The organism is Polynucleobacter sp. 71A-WALBACH, from assembly GCF_018882365.1.
In the GTDB taxonomy this organism is placed as follows: Bacteria; Pseudomonadota; Gammaproteobacteria; order Burkholderiales; family Burkholderiaceae; genus Polynucleobacter.
Genome location: NZ_JACVOP010000001.1, coordinates 1,374,442 through 1,395,380 on the forward strand (window position 1 = coordinate 1,374,442; position 20,939 = coordinate 1,395,380).

Below are 20,939 nucleotides of genomic sequence, written 5' to 3' on the forward strand. Positions count from 1 at the left end.
TGACCATGTCCTATAAATCAGAACACGAACGCTCCATTAAAGACCCAGATGGATTCTGGGGAGAGCAGGCAAAACTCATTCACTGGGAAAAACCATTTAACAAAGTTCTGGATTACGCAAACCCGCCATTTGCCAAATGGTTTGAGGGTGGCTTAACTAATATTTGCTACAACGCAGTCGACCGTCATCTTAAAGATCGCCCTGATCAAATTGCTCTCGTTGCCGTTTCCACAGAAACCAATTTAGAAAAAGCCTATACATTTAAAGAGCTCTACGAAGAAGTGAATCGTATGGCTGCTATCTATAAAGCCAATGGCGTCAAAAAGGGTGATCGTGTTTTGATCTATATGCCAATGATCGCCGAAGCTTGCTTTGCGATGTTGGCTTGTGTGCGTATTGGAGCAATTCACTCGGTTGTGTTTGGAGGCTTCGCTTCCCACAGCTTGGCATCACGTATTGATGATGCAAAACCAAAAATGATTGTGACCGCAGAGGCGGGCGCGCGTGGCGGTAAAGCGGTGCCTTATAAGCCTTTATTGGATGAAGCGATTACCTTAGCCACTTATAAGCCTGAGAAGGTGTTGATCGTGAACCGCGGTCTGACTGAGTTCACTACAGTAGCTGGCCGTGATTTGGATTACGCGACAGAGCGTCAAAAGCACCTCAACGATATAGTTCCAGTTGAATGGGTAGATGCAACCCATACTTCTTATATCTTGTATACCTCTGGAACCACTGGTAAGCCAAAAGGCGTGCAACGTGATACTGGAGGTTACGCGGTTGCTTTAGCTTCAACCATGAAGCACATCTTTTGTGGCAATCCTGGTGAGACCATGTTCTGCACCTCAGACATTGGTTGGGTTGTAGGCCATAGCTACATCATTTACGCGCCATTGCTTAACGGCATGGCAACGATCATGTATGAAGGCACACCACTGCGTCCTGATGCGGGTATTTGGTGGGAACTGGTAGAGAAGTACAAGGTATCAGTCATGTTCTCAGCGCCAACTGCAGTTCGTGTGCTGAAGAAACAAGATCCTGCCTTCTTAACTAAATATGATCTCTCAAGCCTACGTGCATTGTTCTTGGCGGGCGAGCCCTTAGATGAGCCAACCGCCACTTGGATTCATGATGCGATTAAGAAACCAATTGTGGATAACTACTGGCAGACAGAAACTGGTTGGCCAATGTTAGCTATTCAGCGTGGCGTAGAAGTAATGCCCCATAAGTTTGGTTCGCCTGGCGTTCCTTCGTTTGGTTACAACATGAAGTTGTTGGACGATGCCACTTCAGAAGAGTTGGGCCCAGATCAAAAAGGGGTAATTGCCATTGAGGGTCCTTTACCTCCAGGTTGTATGCAAACTGTTTGGGGTGATGACAAGCGTTTTGTGAGTACCTATTGGGAAACTATCCCCGGCAAGACTATTTATTCCACCTTTGACTGGGGCATCAAGGACGAAGATGGTTACTTCTTCATCTTGGGCCGCACCGATGACGTGATTAACGTCGCTGGTCACCGTTTAGGCACTCGTGAGATTGAGGAGAGTATTTCTGGCCATCCCAATATCTCTGAGGTAGCGGTAGTGGGTATTGAGGACAAGCTTAAGGGCCAGGCTGCGATTGCCTTTGTGATTCCGAAGGATGCGACTAATACCGCTACTTTGGAAGCTGAATGCATGAAGACGGTGGACAGCACCTTAGGTGCAATTGCTCGTCCAGGCCGTGTTTACGTGGTTACAGCGCTGCCAAAAACCCGTTCTGGCAAGATCGTCCGCCGTGCACTTCAGGCTGTAGCTGAAGGGCGCGATCCTGGTGATATCAGCACCATGGAAGATCAGAACGTTTTAGCTCAAATTAAGACCATCATCGAGCAAAGCGCAAAGCCTTAAAAGTCCACCCAGAATTGGTCACAATAAGCCCCTTGGTCTCATGACTCAGGGGCTTATTCCCTTCCAAGCCTAATTGGCTGGGAATCCAAGGGTTTATACGCAAAACTGGTATCATTACTAGGTTCAAAACTTAATAAATTACCCTAGCGCTTAAAGACACTCACCTCCCGCACAAACAGTCCTGGGTTGGTCTTTTTGGGGTGTTGAGCGTCGGATGGAGCAGGGACTGGAGATGGTTTGTCACCCTTGCTTCCTTCTTTTCCTCCCGCCGTGTTGGCTTTAGCTGACGGCACTATATTTCCCGGACTCAGTATTGGCGCCCCTGGCGAAACTACCGGTGAAGTCGTTTTCAATACCGCACTGACTGGTTATCAAGAGATCATTACTGATCCTAGTTACTCACGCCAAATCGTTACCCTAACTTATCCTCATATTGGAAACGTTGGGGTAAATGGTCAGGACGCTGAATCGGATCAGATTCATGCGGCTGGATTGGTCGTAAAAGACCTCTCTAAGCGTGTATCTAACTTCCGCTCTGAAGAAACTCTCGATAGCTACCTGACAAAATCAGGGGTAGTCGGCATCTCTGGTATCGATACACGTAAGCTCACACGAATCCTGCGTGACAAAGGCGCCCAGTCTGGCGCAATTGTTGCTGGCAAGATGGGTGATGACATAGAGACCCTCAGTAAGAAAGCTTTGGGATTGGCTAAAGCTTTTCCAGGTATGGCTGGCCTAGATCTGGCTAAAGTTGTTACCACTAAATCCTCGTATCAATGGCGTGAAGCTGAGTGGGATCTGCATGGTCCTGAAGGCAAGCCTGTCTACAGAACTCTGAATACAAGTAAGCCAATCAAAAAAGTGGTGGCTTATGATTTTGGTATGAAACGCAACATCTTGCGCATGCTCACTGAGCGTGGTTGCGAGTTAACCATCGTTCCCGCACAAACTAGTGCCGCTGAAGTATTGGCGATGAACCCAGATGGCGTGTTCTTCTCGAATGGCCCTGGCGATCCTGGTCCTTGTGATTATGCGATTGCTGCTGCAAAAGAAATTATTGAAAAGGGTATTCCGACCTTTGGTATTTGCTTGGGTCACCAGATCATGGGATTGGCCGCCGGTGCTAAAACCTTGAAGATGAAATTTGGTCACCATGGTGCGAACCATCCAGTTAAAGATTTGGATACTGGGCGCGTAGCGATTACTTCTCAGAATCATGGCTTTGCCGTTGATGCTAATACTTTGCCTGACAACATTCGCGTCACGCACGTTTCTTTATTTGATGGATCGCTACAAGGTCTTGCTTGGAAAGATAAACCTGCCTTCTGTTTCCAGGGCCACCCTGAGGCCTCACCAGGTCCTCATGACATTGCTTATTTATTTGATCGTTTTGTGGAGCTGATGAATGCTGCCGCTGTTGGTAATAAGGGGGGCAAATAATGCCTAAGCGTAGCGACATTAAGAGCATTCTGATTATTGGTGCTGGTCCAATTGTGATTGGACAAGCCTGTGAATTTGATTATTCTGGAGCGCAAGCCTGCAAAGCGTTGCGTGATGAAGGTTATAAAGTCATTTTGGTAAACAGCAATCCTGCAACCATCATGACTGATCCAGAGATGGCAGATGTAACTTACATCGAGCCGATTACTTGGGAAGTAGTGGAGCGCATTATTGCCACTGAAAAGCCAGATGCAATTTTGCCAACGATGGGCGGTCAAACTGCCTTGAACTGCGCACTCGATTTGCATCGTCATGGTGTTCTCGAGAAGTACGGCTGCGAACTTATTGGAGCATCACCAGAAGCAATTGATAAGGCGGAAGATCGTCAAAAGTTTAAAGATGCTATGACCAAAATTGGTCTAGGCTCCGCTAAGTCTGGTATTGCGCATTCGATGGATGAAGCGCATGAAGTGCAGCAGCGCATTCAAAAAGAAACTGGTAGTTTGGGTTTCCCGGTAGTAATCCGTCCTTCATTCACTATGGGTGGATCAGGTGGTGGTATTGCTTACAACCGTGAAGAGTTCGAAGAGATTTGCAAACGCGGTTTAGATTTATCACCAACCCGTGAGCTCTTAATTGAAGAGTCTCTCTTAGGTTGGAAAGAGTTCGAGATGGAAGTGGTGCGTGACCGCGCCGATAACTGCATCATCGTTTGCTCAATCGAAAACTTAGACCCAATGGGCGTGCATACCGGTGACTCAATTACTGTTGCCCCTGCGCAAACATTGACGGATAAAGAGTATCAAATTCTGCGCAACGCCTCAATTGCGGTATTGCGTGAGATTGGCGTAGATACGGGTGGATCAAACGTTCAGTTCTCTATCAACCCAGTTGACGGTCGCATGATCGTCATTGAAATGAATCCACGCGTTTCACGCTCATCCGCCTTGGCTTCAAAAGCAACGGGTTTCCCAATCGCGAAGATCGCTGCGAAGCTGGCGGTAGGTTACACCTTAGATGAATTGAAAAATGACATCACAGGTGGTGCTACTCCGGCATCCTTTGAGCCATCCATTGACTATGTTGTGACGAAGATTCCTCGCTTTGCCTTCGAGAAATTCCCGCAAGCCGACTCTCGTTTAACTACTCAGATGAAGTCCGTTGGAGAAGTGATGGCCATTGGCCGTACTTTCCAAGAGTCATTCCAAAAAGCACTACGCGGTTTAGAAGTTGGCGTAGATGGTCTGGATGAAGTTTCTACCGACTTAGATGACATTATTCAAGAAATCGGTGAGCCTGGCCCTGATCGCATTTGGTATTTAGCGGATGCGTTCCGTATGGGTATGGGCCTTGATGAGGTTTACAACGAGACTAAGATTGACCCTTGGTTCTTGGAGCAGATCGAAGAACTGATCACTATGGAAGCTGAACTCAAGCAACGCAAGATTGATAGCTTGTCTGCTGCCGAGTTACGCTTTATTAAGCAAAAAGGTTTTTCAGATCGTCGCCTAGCGAAATTGTTGGGAGTAGATGCTTCCTCCGTTCGCGCTGCACGCCATCGCTTAAAGGTGGTTCCTGTTTACAAGCGCGTAGATACCTGTGCCGCTGAGTTCTCAACCAATACTGCATATCTCTATTCCACTTACGAAGCAGAGCATGGTGAGTGTGAATCGCAGCCAACGACCAAAGATAAGATCATGGTATTAGGTGGCGGCCCTAACCGTATTGGTCAAGGTATTGAGTTCGACTATTGCTGCGTGCATGCCGCTCTAGCAATGCGCGAAGATGGTTACGAAACCATCATGGTGAACTGCAATCCAGAGACTGTTTCTACCGACTACGATACATCTGATCGCTTGTACTTTGAGCCTTTGACTTTGGAAGATGTTTTAGAGATCGTTGCAATTGAAAAGCCTAAGGGTGTGATCGTGCAGTACGGTGGTCAGACTCCTTTGAAACTGGCCTTAGACCTCGAGGCTAATGGGGTGCCGATTATCGGTACTTCGCCTGACATGATTGACGCTGCAGAGGATCGTGAGCGCTTCCAAAAGTTATTGCATGAGTTGAACTTGCGTCAGCCGCCAAACCGTACCGCTCGCGCGGAAGATGAGGCGCTGAAGCTTGCTGAAGAAATTGGCTATCCATTGGTAGTTCGTCCTTCCTATGTATTGGGTGGCCGAGCAATGGAAATCGTGCATGATGGTCGCGATCTCGAGCGCTATATGCGTGAAGCGGTGAAGGTTTCTCATGATTCACCAGTTTTGTTGGATCGATTCTTAAATGACGCAATTGAGTGCGACGTCGACTGTATTAGTGATGGTCAACAGGTATTCATTGGTGGTGTGATGGAACATATTGAGCAAGCTGGCGTGCACTCTGGTGACTCTGCCTGTTCATTGCCGCCATATTCTTTATCCGATGAAACGATTGCGGAGATCAAACGTCAAACTGCGGCGATGGCCAAAGGTCTGAATGTAGTTGGTTTGATGAATGTGCAGTTTGCGATTCAGAATGTTGATGGTAAAGATGTCATCTATGTTCTCGAAGTAAATCCACGCGCATCCCGTACCGTACCATTTGTTTCTAAAGCAACTGGTTTGCAACTTGCTAAGATTGCAGCCCGCTGTATGGTTGGTCAAACGCTTGAGCAACAGGGCATTAAGAGTGAAGTGAAGCCTGGCTATTTCTCAGTTAAAGAGGCGGTATTCCCATTCAATAAATTCCCAGGTATTGATCCGATTCTAGGACCAGAAATGCGTTCTACTGGTGAAGTGATGGGTGTCGGTAAAACATTCGGCGAAGCCTTATTTAAATCTCAGCTAGGCGCTGGTATTAAGCTACCTAAGAGCGGAACTGTAGTGTTGACTGTGAAAGATAGCGACAAGCCAAAAGCGGTTGAAGTGGCAAAGCTCTTGCATCAGTTGGGTTTCCCAATGGTCGCTACTAAAGGTACTGCTGCAGCAATTGAAGCGGCAGGCTTACCAGTGCGCGTAGTGAATAAAGTAAAAGATGGTCGTCCCCATATTGTTGACTTGATCAAGAATGGTGAGATCTCTCTAGTATTTACTACTGTGGATGAAACCCGAACTGCGATTGCGGACTCACGTTCCATTCGTACTAGTGCACAAGCTAATAACGTGACCTACTACACTACGATCAGTGCGGCACGCGCGGTGATGGATGGCTTGATGACCTCACAAAACGGCAACAAAGAGTCTCTTGAAGTGTATTCATTACAGAATCTGCATAAGACTCTCAATTAATTTAAGTTAGGTAAGAAGCATGAGCACAATTCCAATAACTAAGCGCGGCGCAGAACTTCTCAAAGAAGAGTTGCATCGTCTTAAGCATGTAGAGCGACCATCAGTGATCAATGCGATCTCTGAAGCGCGTGCTCAGGGTGATCTTTCTGAGAACGCGGAGTACGATGCCGCCAAAGAGAAGCAGGGCTTTATTGAAGGTCGTATTCAGGAGCTTGAAGGAAAGCTATCCGCTGCTCAAATCATCGATCCAGCAACTCTTGATGTTAATGGCCGTATCGTGTTTGGTGCGACTGTAGATCTTGAGGACTTAGAAGATGGTACTAAGCTAACTTACCAGATCGTTGGTGATGACGAAGCCGATATTGAATTCAACAAAATTTCGATTAGCTCACCGATTGCCCGTGCCTTAATCAGCAAAGAAGAGGGTGATGTGGTTTCAGTTCAAGCCCCTGGTGGTAATCGCGAAGTAGAAATCCTCGCGGTTCGTTACATCTAATACTGAGCTCAATGAACATGAAGACTTTAGAGGCTCCTAATTACATTGGGGCTCAAAGACTCTTTATTTTGATCGCGGGATTATGGGTTGGTAGCTTACTCGCCGTTGGCTACTTAGTTGCCCCAGCCATTTTTAGCACCATGACTGATCGTCAAGCCGCTGGCATGGTGGCTGGTAGTATCTTTAGACTCGAGGCTTATCTGAGCTTGATTGTCTGTATTGGACTAATGGTTCTGGCTAATCTCTTGGTTAATCGAGGCCTTAATCAATTCCGACTGATTCGTTGGCTCTTATTAATCATGTTGCTTTGCTCAATCGCAGCAGCTTTTATTTTTATTCCCTGGATGAATACTCTCAGAGATAACGCGTTAGCTCAAGGTATGCCAGTAATGCTCTCTCCCTCAGCTACTTTGTTCGGCAGGCTACATGGTGCTTCTAGCATTCTGTTTATGTTGCAGAGCATTTTGGGTGTCTACCTAGTTTGGCGACTTACTAAGAACCGGGAATAGTAAAAAACGCCGACTAGCGGCGTTTTTTATTTAGCAGAGGCGCTCTTTAATGCTCTTGAGATTAGGAGCCCAATGATTTCTTCTTAGTGCTACTCATGCGCACCTTACGTTTCTTAATTGGCGCAGGTGCTGCAGCTGCCTTGCGATAGCCTGGTGATGACCAACCGATTTTGGATTCAGCGGCATCTGCACGCAAAACGCGCTTCTTAGGGGTGGCGCTTTTCACTGCAGCCGCTCTTTCAAATGGAGACTTGCTAGCAGCTGAGCGACGATCCGATCTCTCGGAAGTGCTGGTGCGAACACCTGCTTTTGATACAACGCGATTAGGCTGGCGTTTGGTGCGAGGTGCTTGCAATGATTTCTTGGTTTGCTTGCTCGATCTTCCTAAATTAGAGAAGGCCTCATCCACGATATCAATCGGCTTCCAAAGTACCAGCAATTTTCCGATGTGCTGAACTGGAGCTGCGCCAAGTTTGTCGCAAAGCTCTTCATAAATGGCTAAACGTGCATCACGATCATCGCCAAAAACGCGAATTTTAATGAGGCCGTGATGAGAAATAGCGAGCTTAGCCTCTTTAACGACCGCAGGGGTCAGGCCATCGCCACCAATCATGACGACTGGACTCAGGCCATGGGCGTCAGCTTTAAGGGATTTGCGTTGTGCGGGGGTAATAGTAAGTGCAGTCATGGACTCGATGATAGAGCATTAGGGCTTGTAAATCAGGGCTTTCGACCTCATATAGGCTGATATCAAGATGTTTTAAGTCGATTCCTTTTGCCTTGTAGGGCATAAACAAGGAAAATAGACGCCGAAAGTGGGTAAGTTGTGGCAAAGAATAAATTTAATAAAAGTTGGTTGCAGGATCATCTGAATGATCCCTACGTGAAGATGGCTCAAAAAGAGGGTTATCGTGCACGTGCCGTCTATAAGCTGAGTGAGATAGATGAGCAAGACCGACTTATCAAAGCAGGTATGACTATTGTGGATCTTGGGAGTGCTCCCGGGAGCTGGTCTCAGTACGCCCGTAATCGCCTAACTGAGCTTGGTAAAAATAATCCAAATATAGAGTCTGGTAAGCCCGATGGAATCATTATTGCGATAGATATTCTGCCGATGGAGGATATTGCGGACGTTTCTTTTATACAGGGAGATTTCCGAGAGGATGAGGGTTTAAAGGCGCTGGAAGCGCTTTTACCGGCCAATGCAGAGGGAAAGGTCGATCTGGTGATGTCTGATATGGCGCCCAACCTTTCTGGGGTGGGGGTGGCTGATGCCGCTCGAATGGCCTTTTTGGCTGAAATCGCCTTGGATTTTTCGGTTCAGCACCTCAAGCCAGAAGGAGCCTTACTCATTAAGTGTTTCAACGGAAGTGGCTATAGCCAGATCGTGGAATCCTTTAAAAAGGTCTTTAAAACGGTGGCCTCCAGAAAGCCAAAAGCTTCTAGAGCCAAGTCCTCAGAAATCTTTTTGCTCGGCCGAGAGCTCAAACCACCCAAATAACCCCTAAAAGTAGGGGCTTATTAAATAAATTCGCTCTCAGCCCTTGAAAAAGGCTGGTAGTAGAATCAAATACTTAGGTATAGCAATCCGCTTTAACTCCCGGATTAATCCGGCAAAGGTCTCCTTTTGAATAGCAATATGTTGCAAAAAATCGGTGTGTGGCTCATTGTGGGTCTGGTGCTGTTTACTGTTTTCAAACAGTTTGACAAGCCAAAAGATCAAACTCAAGTCACGTATTCTCAATTCATGGACGATGCCAAAGCTGGCAAAGTTAAGCGAGTTGATGTGCAAGGTCGCACGCTGCAAGTTACCCCTAATGACGGCAACAAATATTCCATCATCTCCCCGGGAGATATTTGGATGGTTGGCGATCTGATGAAGTACGGCGTACAAGTAACAGGTAAGGCGGATGATGAGCCCAATATGTTGGTTTCTGCTCTGTACTATCTTGGGCCTACTTTATTGATTATTGGTTTCTGGTTCTTCATGATGCGACAGATGCAGGGTGGCGGTAAGGGCGGAGCATTCTCTTTCGGCAAATCTAAAGCGCGTTTGATAGATGAGAACAGTAATACCGTTACCTTTGCCGATGTTGCTGGTTGCGATGAGGCTAAAGAGGAGGTCTTTGAGATTGTTGACTTCTTAAAAGATCCGCAAAAGTTTCAGAAGCTCGGCGGTCGTATCCCGCATGGTGTCTTGCTAGTAGGTCCTCCAGGTACTGGTAAGACCTTGCTAGCGCGTGCGATTGCAGGTGAAGCCAAAGTACCTTTTTTCTCAATCTCTGGTTCAGACTTTGTCGAGATGTTTGTTGGTGTTGGCGCTTCACGCGTGCGAGACATGTTTGAGAACGCTAAGAAAAATTCTCCTTGCATCATCTTTATTGATGAGATTGATGCTGTCGGTCGCCATCGTGGCGCAGGTATGGGTGGTGGTAACGATGAGCGCGAACAAACTCTTAACCAAATGCTGGTGGAGATGGATGGTTTTGAAAGTAATAGTGGTGTGATCGTCGTTGCTGCAACCAACCGTTCTGACGTATTGGACAAGGCCTTATTACGTCCTGGCCGTTTCGATCGCCAGGTGCATGTTGGCTTGCCAGATATTCGTGGTCGCGAGCAAATCTTGCAAGTGCATATGCGTAAAGTTCCGATTGATCCAGATGTGGATGCGGCTGTATTGGCGCGTGGTACTCCTGGTTTCTCGGGTGCGGATTTGGCCAACTTGGTAAATGAATCCGCATTGTTTGCAGCACGTCGCAATAAGCGTGCCGTAGATATGAAAGACTTTGAAGATGCCAAAGACAAGATTTACATGGGTCCTGAGCGTAAGTCTGCAGTGATGCGTGAAGAAGAGCGCCGCAATACGGCGTATCACGAGTCTGGTCACGCAGTGGTCGCCAAGGTATTACCTAAGGCGGATCCAGTTCATAAGGTCACCATCATGCCGCGCGGTATGGCCTTGGGTGTGACATGGCAGTTACCGGAGTTTGATCGTGTGAACTTGTACAAAGATCGCATGATGGAAGAGTTGGCTATTTTGTTTGGTGGTCGTGCTGCTGAAGAAGTTTTCTTGCACTCCATGAGCACTGGTGCATCGAATGACTTTGAGCGTGCTACTAAAATGGCCCGCGACATGGTGACTCGTTACGGTATGAGCGATAGCTTGGGTACGATGGTCTATGTTGATACTGAATCTGAAAGTATTTTTGGACGCAACAGCACCAAGACAGTTTCTGAGTTGACGCAACAAAAAGTGGATGCAGAGATTCGTGCGTTGGTAGATAGTCAGTACGCGTTGGCAAGATCGATTCTTGAGCAGAATCGTGACAAAGTTGAAGCTATGGTCGCTGCTTTGCTTGAGTGGGAAACCATTGATGCTGAGCAGATTACTGACATCATGGAAGGTCGTCCGCCGCGTGCTCCTAAGCCACCTCCAGCAACCCAGTTTGGTAACTCTGCTGGCACGCCAGGTCCTGCTGCTGGCGCCGCTCCAGCGACTGCTTAACTAGCCTGCTGGTAAGTCTCTCAGTGGCTATGCAAAATCTGCCCGCAACGTGGCGTTGCGGGCGTTTTCTTTTTGACTTTAGTAAACGTCAACGCCCACTCGTGATGGGTATTCTCAATGCCACACCAGATTCCTTTTCTGATGGTGGCAAGTTCAGAACTCCAAGCGATGCCATTGCCCGAGCCGAACTCATGATTGCCAATGGTGCGGACATTATTGATATCGGTGGCGAATCGACTCGTCCTGGTGCTGAACCCGTCTCTCTACAAGAAGAGTTGGATCGCGTCTTGCCGGTGATTCATGCTTTAAAAGATTGTGGCGTAGCTCTATCTATTGATACTTATAAATCCGAGACCATGTGCCAAGCGCTCAAGGCTGGCGTCGATTGCATCAACGATATCTGGGCATTGCGACAAGAGGGTGCAGTCGAGACTGTCATCGAGAGCGATAAAAATGAGCCAGATAAACAGTGCGGCATTGTTTTAATGCATATGCAACGCGATCCTCAAACGATGCAATTTGATCCCGATTATCAAGATGTGATTGGCGAGGTAAAGCTATTTTTGCAAAAGCGGGCAAGCTTGCTCGAAAACCAAGGTGTCGCAAAAAATAGAATTGCCATCGATCCTGGTTTTGGGTTTGGTAAAAGTCTGGAACACAACCTCAAGATGCTAGCTAATTTTGATCAATTCTCTGAATTAGGCTATCCAGTTTTGGCAGGAATTTCTCGTAAATCCATGCTGGGTAAGTTAACTGGTCGGGATACCAATGAGCGAGTGGCACCTAGTGTCGCTGCTGCCATTTTGGCCGCTGATCGGGGTGCCCGCATTATTCGAGTCCATGACGTTCAGGAGACGGTTGACTCCTTGAAGATCTGGGAAGCGATCAAAGGGTAACTTACTTGTCTAAATACCCACAAGTTTTATAATCAAACCCATGAAAAAACAATTCTTTGGAACTGATGGCATCCGCGGTGAAGTAGGGCAATTTCCAATTGTTCCAGAGTTCATTACGCGCCTTGGTTATGCAGCTGGTAAAGTGCTAAGCAGTCATGCAAAACCCGGTGAGCGCTGCAAGATTTTGATTGGCAAAGACACGCGTGTTTCTGGTTATTTATTGGAGGCGGCCTTAGAGGCTGGCTTTGCTGCCGCTGGAGTTGATGTGATGCTGTGTGGACCTATGCCAACACCAGGCGTTGCTTATCTGACTAAAGCATTACGTTTATCCGCAGGTGTTGTGATTTCGGCATCGCATAATGCTTATCAAGATAATGGCATTAAATTCTTCTCCGCTGAAGGCGGTAAATTAACTGATGAGTTTGAGTTGGCAATTGAGGCGGAGCTTGCAAAGCCGATGGGCTGCGTCAGCTCTAAAGAATTAGGTAAAGCCTTCCGCTTAGATGATGCAGCAGGTCGTTATATTGAGTTCTGTAAATCTACTTTCCCTGGCGACTTAAATCTTAAAGGCATGAAATTGGTTGTGGATTGCGCCCATGGCGCTGCATACCATACCGCTCCTCACGTCTTCCATGAGCTCGGCGCAGAAGTGATTTCAATTGGCGTGCACCCTGATGGACGAAATATCAATGATGGTTGCGGTGCTACAGCTCCCGAGGCATTAATTGCCAAGGTAAAAGAAGAGGGAGCTGATCTCGGTATCGCTTTGGATGGTGATGCTGATCGCTTGCAAATGGTCGATGCTTCTGGTCGGTTGTTTAATGGTGATGAGCTCTTATACGTGCTTGCAAAGGATCGTATTGAGCGGGGTCAAAAAATAGGTGGTGTAGTTGGCACCTTGATGACAAACCTAGCAGTAGAAAATGCGATCAAAGGTTTGGGTATCGGATTTGAACGTGCCAATGTTGGTGACCGTTATGTTTTAGAGATGCTCAAACAAAAAGGCTGGATTATCGGTGGCGAAGGCTCAGGTCATCTGCTCTGCTTGGATCAGCATTCAACTGGTGATGGCACTATTGCCGCATTGCAAGTTCTGGCAGCTATGAGTCAGAGCAAGAAGAGTTTGGCTCAATTATTGGACTCTGTAAAAATCTTCCCCCAAGTTCTTCTGAATATCAAATTCAAATCCGGTTACGACTGGAAGTCCGATGATGCACTCAAATCTAAGATAAGCCAGGTTGAGAGCGATCTCAAGGGTACGGGGAGGGTGCTCATCCGCGCCTCAGGCACAGAGCCTGTTCTACGCGTCATGGTTGAGGCTCAAGATGGTAACGTAGCCATGAACTCGGCTAAGAGCATTTCTGAGCTCATTCCAGCAGCATAAGCAATTGATTATATTGGGATAATTTCTTTTATGACAATTGTCATAAAAGAGTCATACACAGATCGTATCGTTCATATATCGCAATATTGCGTTATTTATCTGAGGATCGATCCACATGAAATCATTCTTGAAAAAAGCGTTAGTTATTAGCGCAATTTCAATTGCTCCAGTCACTTTTGCTGCTGATATGACTGGTGCTGGTGCAACATTCCCATACCCAATTTACGCTAAATGGGCCGAAGCTTTTAAAGCAAAAACTGGCTCTAACTTGAACTATCAATCTATTGGTTCTTCAGGTGGCATTAAACAGATTAAGGCAAAAACTGTAGATTTCGGTGCGACCGATAATCCAGTGAAATTCGAAGATCTAGAAAAAGATGGTTTAGTTCAATTCCCGGCAATTATTGGTGGCGTTGTTCCAGTCATCAACGTCGAAGGAGTAAAACCAGGCGAAATTAAGTTAGATGGCCCAACATTGGCTGATATTTTCCAAGGCGTCATTTCTGATTGGGGTGATAAGCGTATTGCCATCATGAACCCAGGTGTAAAGATTCCTTCAGGTCCTATTACAGTAGTTCATCGTGCTGATGGCTCTGGCACAACAGCTATTTTTACCGACTACTTAGCTAAAACTAGCACACTCTGGAAAGATGCTGTTGGTGCAGGAGCTGCTGTTAAGTGGCCAGCCGCCTCATCTGTTGGCGGCAAAGGTAATGAGGGTGTAGCTGCAAACGTATCCCGTGTAAAGAACTCAGTTGGTTACGTTGAATATGCTTATGCTAAGAAAAACAAAATGACTTATATCTCTTTGAAGAATAAGGATGGTAATTTTGTTGCCCCTGATGATTTGACATTCGCCGCTGCAGCAGCTGGTACTGATTGGGCGAAGGTTCCAGGGATGGGTACATTCATCACTAATGCAGGTGGCGCTAAGTCATGGCCAATTACTGGTGCTTCTTTTATTCTCTTGTACAAGAACCCTGAAAACAAAGCAAATGCTGCTGAAGTTATTAAGTTCTTCGATTTTGCATTCAAAGATGGCAAGAAGATGGCGGAAGAGTTGGATTACGTTCCAATGCCTGATGCAACTACAGAATTTATTCGCAAGAATGTATTCACAAAGGTCATTACTAAGTAAGGATTGATGATTGAGATTTCTCATTCATCTTCAAATAACAGCTCCACTTAACATGGGGCTGTTTCAATATTTATACAAGTAGAATTTATGATTGAATCGACCCAGTCTCATTCAGCTCCGACGCCACAAGCGCTCCGTATTGCTAAGTTACAGCGTATTCAGGATTTCTTATTCCACGGCATCACGCAATTCTTTGCTCTATCTGTATTAATTGCTTTGCTTGGAATCATGATCTCGCTTGCTATCAATGCTTGGCCAGCGCTAAGCACTTTTGGACTTGGATTTTTCTTCACCCAAGAGTGGGATATTGTGAATGGTGAGTTTGGCGGTCTGATAGCTATCTACGGCACCTTGGTAACTTCCTTGATTGCCTTATTGATTGCTGTTCCTCTCAGTTTTGGCATTGCTGTTTTCCTCACGGAATTATGCCCGGGCCCTCTACGTAGGCCCCTAGGTACGGCAGTGGAATTGTTAGCGGCAGTGCCATCTATCATCTACGGCATGTTTGGTTTATTTATTTTTGCACCGCTGTTTGCGGAATATATTCAACCTGCCTTAGCTGTAACCCTCGGGAAGATTCCGGGGTTGGGTATTTTATTCTCCGGCGCATTTAATGGTATCGGTGTTCTGTGTGCGGGCCTAATTTTGGCAATGATGATTCTGCCTTTTATTGCTTCTGTAATGCGAGATGTTTTTGAGATTGTCCCGCCAGTGCTTAAAGAGTCCGCCTATGGCATTGGTTGCACAACTTGGGAAGTGGTGAAGAACGTTGTGCTGCCTTACACCAAAGCGGGTGTGATTGGCGGCGTAATGCTAGGTTTGGGTAGGGCTCTTGGTGAAACTATGGCCGTAACCTTTGTAATTGGTAATGCGCACCGTTTATCACCATCCTTATTCGCCCCCGGAACCTCTATTGCATCCACATTGGCCAATGAGTTTGGTGAGGCTGAGGCAGGTAACCATTTGTCCTCTTTGTTCGCCTTAGGACTAGCGCTATTCATTATTACCTTCGTTGTCTTGGCATTCGCTAAATGGATGCTGAGCAATATGGAGAAGAAGCAGGGCTTAAAAACATGAACAACATTTCGAATATTGATCCAGCTGTTTTTGCAAAACGTAAGCGTGCCAATAAGATTGGCTTAGCTTTGTCTATGGGTGCCATGGGCTTAGGCATGATCTTTCTGCTTTGGATTCTGGGTGTATTGGTAATTAAGGGATTTTCAGCGCTTGATATAACCCTCTTTACTCAAAGCACTCCAGCTCCGGGATCCGATGGTGGCGGTTTAGCTAATGCAATTGTCGGTAGCTTAATGTTGGTGGGTTGCTGTACTTTAATCAGTACACCAATTGGCGTCTTAGCAGGCTTGTATCTTTCGGAATACGGTGACCGCAGTCGCATCGCTTCGATTACTCGTTTTGTTACCGACATTATGCTTTCCGCGCCATCTATTGTGATCGGCTTATTTGTGTATGCATTTGTTGTTGCACAAGTGCGTCACTTTTCTGGTTGGGCCGGCACGATTGCTTTGGCTTTGATTGCTATTCCAGTGGTAGTTCGTACTACTGAGAACATGTTGCGCTTGGTGCCCGGTAGCTTACGAGAGGCGGCCTATGCTTTGGGTACACCAAAGTGGAAAGTGGCTTTCATGATCACATTAAGAGCTGCGCAAAGCGGTGTGATGACAGGTATTTTGTTGGCCTTGGCTCGTGTGAGCGGTGAAACTGCTCCCTTGCTCTTTACTGCTCTTAATAATCAATTTTTCTCTACCAATATGAACGCCCCAATGGCGAACTTACCAGTAGTAATCTTTCAGTTTGCGATGAGCCCCTATGACAACTGGGTTGACCTCGCATGGGGTGGCGCTTTATTGATTACTTTTGCCGTATTGGGCTTAAATATTTTGGCTCGTGTGGTATTCCGAGAGAAAGTACAAGGATGATGAGCAATATGAAAACAATGTTTGACTTAAATCAGGTTGATAGTCAGGGAGCTAGAATGGATACAACCCAACCGACCCAACGAGAAGTTAAAAATGCGCTTGAAGTGCGCAATCTTAATTTCTTTTATGGCACATTTCAGGGTCTGAAGAATATTAATTTGGATATTGAAGAAGGAAAGGTCACTGCTTTTATTGGACCATCCGGGTGTGGAAAATCGACTTTACTTCGCACTTTAAATCGTATGTATGACTTGTATCCCGGCCAGCGTGCTGAAGGCGAGATTAACTTTTATGGCCAGAATATTTTAGAGCCTGGACAAGATCTTAATTTACTTCGCTCAAGAATTGGTATGGTCTTTCAAAAGCCAACACCTTTTCCAATGTCAATTTATGAAAATATTGCATTTGGTGTGCGCCTCTACGAAAAGCTTTCTCGCTCTGAAATGGATGAGCGGGTAGAGTGGGCACTTAATAAGGCCGCCTTGTGGACTGAGGCAAAAGACAAGCTAAATCAAAGCGGCCTATCTCTTTCAGGCGGTCAGCAGCAACGCCTGTGTATTGCACGCGGTGTCGCAGTGAAGCCATCAGTTATTTTGCTTGACGAACCAACTTCAGCCTTAGATCCAATCTCTACTGGAAAAATTGAAGAGTTGATCAATGAACTCAAGCATGAATATACGATTGCTATCGTTACTCACAATATGCAGCAGGCGGCTCGCGTGTCGGATTACACTGCTTACATGTATCTTGGAAGTCTGATTGAGTACGGTAAGACGGATGAAATCTTCATCAAGCCAAAACGCAAAGAAACAGAAGATTACATTACCGGCCGTTTCGGTTAATTGGAGAGCTAAATGCCAGATAAACACCTTTCATCGCAGTTTGATGCCGATTTAAATTCCCTCTCGAGTCGTTTGCTTGAGATGGGGGGCTTGGTAGAGTCGCAGATTTCAACAGCGATGCGCGCCTTTACGCAGATGGACATTGAAACCTGTAATGTTGTGATTCAGAATGAAAAACAGGTTAATGATCTTGAAATTCAGATTGACTTGGCATGTACTGAGTTGATCGCACGCCGTCAACCTACGGCTCGTGACCTGCGCTTGGTAATGGCGGTATCTAAAGCGATTACCAATTTAGAGCGGGCAGGGGATGAAGCTGAGCGCGTTGCCAAAAGAACGAAGCGTTTAATTGAAGCTGGGGCTACTCACAACATTAACGTAGCTGAAATTCGTCTTTCAGGCCAAATGGCAATTTCACTATTGCGTCGAAGCTTAGATGCTTTTGCTCGCTTGGATACCGTAGCTGCAGCAGATGTAGTGCAAGAAGACCGCCAGATCGATGAAGAATTTAGAGGATTCGTTCGTAAGTTGATTTCCTACATGATGGAAGATCCCCACACCATTACCACTGGTCTTGACATGTTGACTATTGCTAAGGCGATTGAGCGTATCGGTGACCATGCGAAAAATATCGCTGAATTCGTAATCTATATTGCTAAAGGGTCTGACGTACGTCATATTCCTCATGAGGATTTGGTTCGCGAGGCAAATAGACCATAAATTAAATCAATACGGAATTCATGATGACTCACCGCATATTGATAGTTGAAGATGAGCCTTCTATTGCAGAGCTGATTGCCATTAACTTGACCCATGCTGGATATGAGGTTGAGAAGGCTATGCAAAGTGATATCGCGCTAAATATGATGCGCGATGAATTGCCTAGTCTACTGATTCTAGATTGGATGTTGCCGGGAAAATCTGGCGTTCAATTTGCCAGGGAGTTGCGCGCAAATGATCGCACTCGATCGTTGCCCATTCTCATGCTTACTGCGAAAAGCGAAGAGTCTGATAAAGTTTTGGGTCTTGACTCCGGGGCTGATGATTACGTCACTAAGCCTTTTTCACCAAAAGAATTGGTTGCACGCGTAAAAGCGCTGTTACGCCGTCAAACTCCAATTGAGGATACCGGGCCATTATCTGTTGGTCCATTGAGGCTGGATCCGCTTTCACACCGCGTTACTGCCATTTGGCCCAATATGGATCCTCAATCACTTTCACTAGGCCCTACGGAATATCGATTGTTGCAGTTTTTAATGGCCAATCCTGAAAGGGTGCATTCCAGAGCTAACTTGTTAGATAAGGTCTGGGGTAATGAGGTCTACATTGAAGAGCGCACAGTTGATGTTCATATTAAAAGGTTGAGGGCTGCTTTAGCTTCATCGGACTGTGATCGCTATATTGAGACTGTTCGGGGAAGTGGTTACAGAATTACTAAGATCCCTACCCAGACCTAATTAGCTTGGGGCTTCCAGGCGGGTTATCTACCCCAGCATCAAGATGCTCTAAGATTGTCGTATGTTATCCGTAATCACCCGTTTTTCCCTGCTCATTTCCCTGGGATTTCTTGCCGGCTATATCGCCTTAATTAATTTAGGCCCCCTATCTGGAATAGCGGCCGGAATCTTTGTTCTTGCTATTCCATTAATCTATTCCTATATTAATTTAGCGCGCTTAAGAAAATTTACGCTGACCGATTCCGTTGAGTCCATGCCATTGCCTAGCGGGTACTGGGAGGAGATTTTTTTCCGACTTCAACGTTTAGTCCGAAACCTTAAGCAAGAAATTAGGACAATAGAAAAACAGCACGATCGTTTTATTGAAGCATTCCAAGCTTCACCTAATGGCATCGTAATGCTTGATGATCAAGATCAAATTGATTGGTGTAATGCCATTGCTGAGCGTTTCTTTGATCTCAACTTTAAGCGTGATGCACTGCAAAGAATTAACTTTCTTATTCGCCGCCCCGAGTTTGTTCAGTATCTCTATAGGCGTCAATTTGAGGAGCCATTGTTACTTGAGCGCATGGGACCCAGCTCGAACCTCAGTCTGATGTTGCAAGCTTTTCCTTTTGGGGATAAACGCCATCTCTTGCTGATCCAGGATGTCACAGATTTACAAAAAGCAGATGCGATGCGGCGAGATTTCGTGGCTAATGTGTCTCATGAAATGCGTACCCCAATTACCGTATTGATGGGTTTTTTAGAAACGATGCAGTCGCTTGATCTGGATAAAGCACAGCAAAATCAGTATTTTGAGATGATGATGTCTCAGGCTCAGCGAATGAGGAGTTTGGTAGAGGACTTGTTAACCCTAGCCAATCTTGAGGCTAATACCTTACCAGCGCCAATGCAGGTAATTGATATTCCCACGATCATGGCACTCCTCAAGAATGATGCGGAAGCGCTTTCGCAGGGGCGCCACGCGTTTCATTTCAATGTCGCTAGCCAAAGCAATTTGATGGGCGAAGAGCGCGAGATTCTCTCGGCATTTGGGAATCTCGTTTCCAATGCGATTCGCTACTCTCCTGATGATGCTTCAGTCAGCGCAAACTGGAGTGTGAATAGCCTTGGTGAGGGTGAATTTTCTGTAACCGATACCGGGCCAGGCATTGCTTCAGAGCACCTCTCTCGATTAACTGAGCGGTTTTATCGTGTAGATAGAAGCAGATCTAGGGATACCGGAGGAACTGGATTGGGATTGGCGATTGTCAAACATATTGCTAATCGCCATCAAGCTCAATTGATTATTGAGAGCGCTCCTGGAAAGGGGAGTACATTTAAGTTGCGCTTTCCAAAAGAGCGCATTGTGGGTTAGAAGCGCTTTATCTGTTTAATCCTTCTTATCCTTCTTATCTTTTTTATCCTTCTTTTCCTTTTTATCTTTCTTCTTTTTGGATTCCTTAGGAAGCTTATCTAGTTGTCCATTGGCATAAAGACACCACACCTTAATTTCCTCGAGAAGCTCATTTAAATCCTCATAGGAGAGATTTTTGAAGTCTTGCAAGCCAATAGCGCCAGACTCTTGAAGCTGTTTAACAGCATCTTCATATTGGTAATTGCTCATGGTTTTCTGGGTATATGTTGTTAGAACGGGGAAATGTTAGCAAAGTAATATGACAAATCTAATATTTCTTGGTTCAGCGGTGATTTAATCTGGATCCGGAGAAATTTCTGAGCCATGCTTGATTCCCGTGATCCTGGCCAGCAATCTTTCAAGGGGGCCCCCGATCATAAGAGTGATCAGGATGGCAAAAAGAGAAAGGCCGCCAAGCATGAGCTCTCCAGCCCCGAAGGCTGCAGCTATGAGGGCGCAAGACCAAATACTGGCCGCAGTGGTAAGTCCGTGAACCCGCTGAGAGCTATGTTCCCGAATAATCACGCCAGCCCCTAGAAAGCCTAAGCCGGTAATTAATCCCTGTAGGACATGGCTTAGGGCTTGAACATCGACCACCCCCAAGCGACTGATCGACATAACCGCAGTCGCTGATCCAATCGCAACTAAGGAGTGGGTTCTGATGCCTGCGGATTTATGATGCATCCAGCGATTAAGCCCCAAAATGGTGCCTGCAAGGAGAGCTAAAAAAAGTCGGAGAATCATTCCGCTGTAGAGGTCAAAATATTCCATATAGTCCTTA

The 20,939-nt window shown here is 46.2% G+C and carries 19 protein-coding genes; 16 read left to right on the plus strand and 3 right to left on the minus strand.

The window, feature by feature from the left end; genetic code table 11:
- Positions 1 to 5 precede the first annotated feature (5 nt).
- From ICN42_RS06930 to ICN42_RS06950, 5 genes are all read left to right on the plus strand, one after another.
- Positions 6 to 1,889 carry a propionate--CoA ligase gene (locus ICN42_RS06930; RefSeq protein ID WP_216252548.1) on the plus strand — a complete coding sequence of 628 codons (1,884 nt, stop codon included), beginning with the start codon at positions 6 to 8 and terminating at the stop codon, positions 1,887 to 1,889.
- 246 nt (positions 1,890 to 2,135) lie between these two features.
- Complete coding sequence (carA, locus tag ICN42_RS06935; protein WP_216252997.1) at positions 2,136 to 3,329, plus strand: glutamine-hydrolyzing carbamoyl-phosphate synthase small subunit; 1,194 nt, start codon at positions 2,136 to 2,138, stop codon at positions 3,327 to 3,329.
- On the plus strand, positions 3,329 to 6,592 hold the full coding sequence (gene carB / locus ICN42_RS06940; protein ID WP_216252549.1) for a carbamoyl-phosphate synthase large subunit: 3,264 nt from the start codon (positions 3,329 to 3,331) through the stop codon (positions 6,590 to 6,592). Before carA ends, carB begins: the two co-directional genes overlap by 1 nt.
- A gap of 19 nt (positions 6,593 to 6,611) precedes the next feature.
- Complete coding sequence (gene greA / locus ICN42_RS06945) at positions 6,612 to 7,088, plus strand: transcription elongation factor GreA (protein ID WP_216252551.1); 477 nt, start codon at positions 6,612 to 6,614, stop codon at positions 7,086 to 7,088.
- Between the two features lie 11 nt (positions 7,089 to 7,099).
- Positions 7,100 to 7,597, plus strand: a complete 498-nt coding sequence (locus tag ICN42_RS06950) for a DUF4149 domain-containing protein (protein WP_255539272.1) — start codon at positions 7,100 to 7,102, stop codon at positions 7,595 to 7,597.
- A 61-nt stretch (positions 7,598 to 7,658) separates the two neighbouring features.
- Here ICN42_RS06950 and ICN42_RS06955 read toward each other — a convergent pair whose 3' ends face one another.
- The gene (locus tag ICN42_RS06955; protein ID WP_216252553.1) at positions 7,659 to 8,285 is read right to left on the minus strand and encodes a YhbY family RNA-binding protein; all 627 of its coding nucleotides are present in this window, start codon (positions 8,283 to 8,285) and stop codon (positions 7,659 to 7,661) included.
- Positions 8,286 to 8,423: 138 nt separating this feature from the next.
- Between ICN42_RS06955 and ICN42_RS06960 the strand changes: the two genes are divergently transcribed.
- From ICN42_RS06960 to phoR, 11 genes are all read left to right on the plus strand, one after another.
- Entirely contained in the window at positions 8,424 to 9,098 is a 675-nt protein-coding gene (locus ICN42_RS06960; RefSeq protein WP_216252555.1) for an RlmE family RNA methyltransferase, read from the plus strand.
- A 126-nt stretch (positions 9,099 to 9,224) separates the two neighbouring features.
- A complete protein-coding gene (gene ftsH, locus ICN42_RS06965) occupies positions 9,225 to 11,102 on the plus strand; it encodes an ATP-dependent zinc metalloprotease FtsH (protein WP_216252556.1) in 1,878 nt (625 codons plus the stop codon).
- A gap of 29 nt (positions 11,103 to 11,131) precedes the next feature.
- A complete protein-coding gene (gene folP, locus ICN42_RS06970) occupies positions 11,132 to 11,998 on the plus strand; it encodes a dihydropteroate synthase (RefSeq protein WP_216252558.1) in 867 nt (288 codons plus the stop codon).
- Between the two features lie 40 nt (positions 11,999 to 12,038).
- Complete coding sequence (gene glmM, locus ICN42_RS06975) at positions 12,039 to 13,382, plus strand: phosphoglucosamine mutase (protein ID WP_216252560.1); 1,344 nt, start codon at positions 12,039 to 12,041, stop codon at positions 13,380 to 13,382.
- Positions 13,383 to 13,497: 115 nt separating this feature from the next.
- The gene (gene pstS / locus ICN42_RS06980; protein WP_216252562.1) at positions 13,498 to 14,520 is read left to right on the plus strand and encodes a phosphate ABC transporter substrate-binding protein PstS; all 1,023 of its coding nucleotides are present in this window, start codon (positions 13,498 to 13,500) and stop codon (positions 14,518 to 14,520) included.
- Between the two features lie 87 nt (positions 14,521 to 14,607).
- Positions 14,608 to 15,597 (plus strand): phosphate ABC transporter permease subunit PstC, encoded by a 990-nt coding sequence (gene pstC, locus ICN42_RS06985; protein WP_216252564.1) that lies wholly within the window; start codon positions 14,608 to 14,610, stop codon positions 15,595 to 15,597.
- Positions 15,594 to 16,460, plus strand: coding sequence for a phosphate ABC transporter permease PstA (gene pstA, locus ICN42_RS06990; protein ID WP_216252566.1), 867 nt, complete (start codon positions 15,594 to 15,596; stop codon positions 16,458 to 16,460). Before pstC ends, pstA begins: the two co-directional genes overlap by 4 nt.
- Before the next feature lie 56 nt (positions 16,461 to 16,516).
- Positions 16,517 to 17,302 (plus strand): phosphate ABC transporter ATP-binding protein PstB, encoded by a 786-nt coding sequence (gene pstB / locus ICN42_RS06995; RefSeq protein ID WP_216252569.1) that lies wholly within the window; start codon positions 16,517 to 16,519, stop codon positions 17,300 to 17,302.
- Between the two features lie 12 nt (positions 17,303 to 17,314).
- The gene (gene phoU, locus ICN42_RS07000) at positions 17,315 to 18,022 is read left to right on the plus strand and encodes a phosphate signaling complex protein PhoU (protein WP_216252571.1); all 708 of its coding nucleotides are present in this window, start codon (positions 17,315 to 17,317) and stop codon (positions 18,020 to 18,022) included.
- A gap of 23 nt (positions 18,023 to 18,045) precedes the next feature.
- Positions 18,046 to 18,759, plus strand: coding sequence for a phosphate regulon transcriptional regulator PhoB (gene phoB, locus ICN42_RS07005; RefSeq protein WP_216252573.1), 714 nt, complete (start codon positions 18,046 to 18,048; stop codon positions 18,757 to 18,759).
- A gap of 61 nt (positions 18,760 to 18,820) precedes the next feature.
- Positions 18,821 to 20,119 (plus strand): phosphate regulon sensor histidine kinase PhoR, encoded by a 1,299-nt coding sequence (phoR, locus tag ICN42_RS07010; RefSeq protein ID WP_216252575.1) that lies wholly within the window; start codon positions 18,821 to 18,823, stop codon positions 20,117 to 20,119.
- A 15-nt stretch (positions 20,120 to 20,134) separates the two neighbouring features.
- Here the strand turns inward: phoR and ICN42_RS07015 are convergent, their stop codons facing one another.
- Positions 20,135 to 20,368 (minus strand): hypothetical protein, encoded by a 234-nt coding sequence (locus ICN42_RS07015; RefSeq protein ID WP_216252577.1) that lies wholly within the window; start codon positions 20,366 to 20,368, stop codon positions 20,135 to 20,137.
- An 84-nt stretch (positions 20,369 to 20,452) separates the two neighbouring features.
- Entirely contained in the window at positions 20,453 to 20,929 is a 477-nt protein-coding gene (locus ICN42_RS07020; protein WP_216252579.1) for an MgtC/SapB family protein, read from the minus strand.
- Positions 20,930 to 20,939: the final 10 nt, after the last annotated feature.